The following is a 4261-nucleotide window of genomic DNA, read 5'->3' on the forward strand; positions in this document are numbered from 1 at the left end:
AAAAATGCATTGTTCGGCATTATCCAAGGTGGTATTTACGAAGATTTACGTGATGTGTCGGTAAAAGGGCTGGTAGATATCGGTTTTGATGGTTACGCTGTGGGCGGCTTGGCGGTAGGCGAACCAAAAGAAGATATGCACCGCATTCTGGAACATGTCTGCCCGCAGATCCCGGCGGACAAACCACGTTATCTGATGGGCGTGGGCAAACCAGAGGATTTGGTTGAGGGTGTGCGTCGCGGTATCGACATGTTTGACTGTGTGATGCCAACCCGCAATGCCCGTAATGGCCATTTGTTTGTCACTGACGGAGTCGTAAAAATCCGTAATGCCAAGCATAAGAGTGATACAGCAACACTGGATGAACATTGTGATTGCTATACTTGTCGCAATTATAGCCGTGCCTACTTGCATCATCTTGACCGTTGCAACGAAATACTGGGTGCGCGACTCAACACGATTCATAATCTGCGGTACTACCAACGCTTAATGGCGGGTTTACGGCAGGCTATTGAAGAAGGTAAATTAGAAAGCTTCGTTGAAGATTTCTATGGTCGGATAGGGAAACCTGTTCCATCATTAAGCGTTTGATTTTAAAATTATTGCCTTTGTATTTATAGCGCTAACAGTTACGATTGATCGTTTCTGTTTTATCGCACTGATTTCACACTACTGATATTGATAACAATGAGGGAATTTTAATGAGTCTTTTCATTTCCGATGCTGTCGCATCCGCTGGGGCTCCGGCTCAGAGCAGCCCGTACTCCCTGGTGATTATGCTGGTGGTATTTGGTCTGATTTTTTACTTCATGATCCTGCGTCCACAGCAAAAACGTGCTAAAGAACACAAAAAACTGATGGACTCTATCGGTAAGGGTGATGAAGTATTGACCACAGGTGGTTTACTGGGTCGTGTTACTAAAGTTGCGGAAACAGGCTATATCGTTATCGCACTGAACGACACCACTGAAGTGATGATAAAGCGTGACTTCGTTGCTGCCGTTTTACCGAAAGGCACAATGAAAGCCCTGTAATTTTTGATTTTCCCGAAGGGAATTGCCGTGTTAAACCGTTATCCTTTGTGGAAGTATCTGATGCTGATCGTTGTGATCTTCGTCGGTCTGCTATATGCACTTCCCAACCTTTATGGTGAGGATCCGGCTGTTCAAATCACTGGTGCGCGAGGAATCGCCGCCAGTGAAACAACGCTGGTCCAAGTCCGTGACGTTTTAGAAAAAGACAACATAGCGAGCAAGTCTATTGCGCTGGAAAACGGTGCAATCCTGGCTCGCTTTAGAGATCCCGACGTCCAGTTACGCGCCCGTGAAGCACTGATGGCTGCGATGGGAGACAAATACGTTATCGCGCTAAATCTGGCCCCGGCAACACCGACCTGGCTTGCCAGGTTAGGCGCAGAGCCGATGAAACTGGGTCTTGACCTGCGTGGTGGCGTCCACTTCCTGATGGAAGTGGATATGGACACCGCACTTGGCAAACTGCAAGAGCAAACGATGGATACCTTGCGCTCAGACTTGCGCGAGAAGAATATCCCGTATGCCACAGTGCGTAAGCTCGATAACTATGGTGTTGAAGTCCGTTTTCGCGACGATAAAACTCGCGACGATGCTATCAGTTACCTTTCTCCTCGCCACCGTGATCTGGTTATTGGCTCCAATGGTAGCAATACCTTAAAAGCGGTGATGAGCGATGAACGTCTGCGTGAAGCGCGGGAATATGCTGTTCAACAAAACATTACGATTCTGCGTAACCGGGTTAACCAGTTGGGTGTGGCCGAGCCCTTGGTTCAGCGCCAGGGTTCAGATCGTATCGTGGTTGAGTTACCGGGGATTCAGGATACCGCGCGTGCCAAAGAGATTCTTGGTGCCACGGCAACGCTGGAGTTCCGTCTGGTAAACAGCAATGTTGATGCTACCGTTGCTGCGTCTGGCCGTGTACCGGGTGATTCAGAAGTCAAAAACACCCGTGAAGGCCGTCCGGTTGTTTTGTACAAACGCGTCATCCTGACCGGTGATCATATTACCGATTCAACCTCCAGCACTGACGAATATAACCAGGCTCAGGTTAATATCTCGCTCGACAGTGCCGGTGGTTCTGCGATGTCTAATTTTACCAAAGACAATATCGGCAAGCCGATGGCGACTCTGTTCGTAGAATATAAAGACAGCGGTAAAAAAGATGCCAATGGCCGGGCGATTCTGGTTAAGCAGGAAGAAGTTATCAACGTGGCGACCATTCAATCGCGCTTGGGTAACAGTTTCCGTATCACCGGTATTGATAATCCGGCCGAAGCTCGTCAGCTTTCCTTGTTACTGCGTGCGGGTGCGTTGATTGCCCCGATCCAGATTGTGGAAGAGCGCACTATCGGGCCAACGTTGGGTTCTCAGAATATTACCCAAGGTTTGGAAGCCTGTTTGTGGGGCTTGGCAGTCTCCATCCTGTTTATGGTGGTTTACTACCGTAAGTTTGGTGTGATTGCCAGTATTGCTCTGTTGGCTAATCTGGTGTTGATCGTGGGCGTGATGTCCCTGCTGCCGGGGGCGACATTGACCATGCCGGGTATTGCCGGGATAGTCCTGACGCTGGCGATAGCTGTTGATGCTAACGTACTGATTAATGAGCGAATAAAAGAAGAGTATCGGAACGGGCGGACGATCCAGCAAGCGATTCATGAAGGGTACAAAGGTGCCTTCTCCAGTATCGTCGATGCCAACGTCACGACGCTTATCACAGCGATTATTCTTTATGCTGTGGGTACTGGTTCGATTAAAGGCTTTGCTATTACAACCGTCATCGGCGTTGCAACGTCAATGTTTACGGCAATAGTCGGTACTCGTGCCATCGTCAACCTGCTTTACGGCGGCAAGCGCATTAACAAGCTGTCTATTTGAGGAGTACGTTGTGGCACAGGATTATACTGTTGAACAACTGAACTATGGCCGTAAAGTCTATGACTTTATGCGCTGGGATTATGTTGCTTTCGGCGTTTCGCTGCTGTTATTGATAGCATCTATTGCGGTTATGTCCACAAAAGGGTTCAACTGGGGTCTGGATTTCACCGGTGGTACGGTGATTGAAGTTAGCCTGGATAAACCCGCAGATCTTGATCAATTGCGTGACACGTTGGAAAAAGCGGGCTTTGAATCACCAATACTACAAAACTTTGGTAGTACCCGTGATGTGATGATACGGATGCCACCTGCCACCGGGACTGCCGGGCAGGAGCTGGGTAACAAGGTCATCTCTATTATCAATGAGTCAGTTGATAAGAATGCCTCAGTGAAACGTATTGAGTTCGTCGGGCCAAGCGTGGGCAGTGATTTAGCCCAGGCAGGTGCTATGGCGTTGCTGATAGCGTTGCTGTGTATTCTGGTTTATGTCGGTTTCCGTTTTGAATGGCGTCTGGCGCTGGGGGCGGTTATCGCTCTGGCCCATGACGTGGTCATTACTCTGGGTGTCTTGTCGTTGTTCCATATTGAGGTTGATCTGACTATCGTGGCTTCATTGATGTCAGTTATCGGTTACTCACTCAACGACAGTATTGTGGTTTCAGACCGTATTCGTGAGAATTTCCGCAAGATCCGCCGCGGTACGCCTTACGAAATCATGAACGTGTCTCTGACCCAAACCTTGAGCCGAACTATCATGACCTCAGCAACTACGCTGATGGTGGTATTGATGCTGTTTATCTTTGGTGGTGCGATGCTGCAAGGCTTCTCACTGACAATGCTGATCGGTGTTTCCATCGGTACCGTTTCATCCATCTACGTAGCCTCTGCGCTGGCGTTGAAATTAGGTATGAAACGTGAACATATGTTGCAACAAAAAGTTGAGAAAGAAGGCGCAGATCAGCCTTCAATCCTGCCGTAATCGTTAGTCTGCGGTAGAACAAAAGATAAGCCCTGATACAGTATGTGTCAGGGCTTTTTGCTTATGTATGAATCGGTTTCTCATCTATTGGTTCAGGAGAAGTCAGAAAATACGCGTTTGAACCGATATTTCACCGCGTTGAGGTGAGCTATTATATCCACCCTTTGTTGTCAGGGCAGTTCGCGGTAAACTGTGCCCAAGTTTAGGCTCACTCATCAGGAAGCGCTATGCATTGCCCGTTTTGTGCCGCAGTGGACACCAAAGTGATTGACTCCCGTCTGGTGAGCGATGGCTCCCAAGTGCGCCGTCGCCGCCAGTGTTTAGATTGTAATGAACGCTTTACTACTTTTGAAGTGGCCGAACTGGTGCTGCT

5 protein-coding genes are annotated in these 4261 nt (G+C 48.7%); all 5 read left to right on the forward strand.

Annotated elements, in window-relative coordinates; genetic code table 11:
- Positions 1-591 (forward strand): tRNA guanosine(34) transglycosylase Tgt (gene tgt, locus YALDO0001_RS19040; protein WP_042840611.1); only part of this gene is annotated, 591 nt, incomplete at its 5' end.
- Positions 592-701: 110 nt separating this feature from the next.
- Positions 702-1034, forward strand: a complete 333-nt coding sequence (gene yajC / locus YALDO0001_RS19045) for a preprotein translocase subunit YajC (protein WP_005166605.1) — start codon at positions 702-704, stop codon at positions 1032-1034.
- A 27-nt stretch (positions 1035-1061) separates the two neighbouring features.
- Positions 1062-2909 (forward strand): protein translocase subunit SecD, encoded by a 1848-nt coding sequence (gene secD, locus YALDO0001_RS19050; protein ID WP_004705586.1) that lies wholly within the window; start codon positions 1062-1064, stop codon positions 2907-2909.
- Positions 2910-2919: 10 nt separating this feature from the next.
- Positions 2920-3888, forward strand: coding sequence for a protein translocase subunit SecF (gene secF / locus YALDO0001_RS19055; RefSeq protein ID WP_004705587.1), 969 nt, complete (start codon positions 2920-2922; stop codon positions 3886-3888).
- A 227-nt stretch (positions 3889-4115) separates the two neighbouring features.
- Positions 4116-4261, forward strand: a 146-nt coding sequence (locus YALDO0001_RS19060; protein ID WP_004705588.1) for an NrdR family transcriptional regulator, incomplete at its 3' end; no start/stop codon positions are given.

This window comes from Yersinia aldovae ATCC 35236 (genome assembly GCF_000173735.1).
Lineage (GTDB): Bacteria > Pseudomonadota > Gammaproteobacteria > Enterobacterales > Enterobacteriaceae > Yersinia > Yersinia aldovae.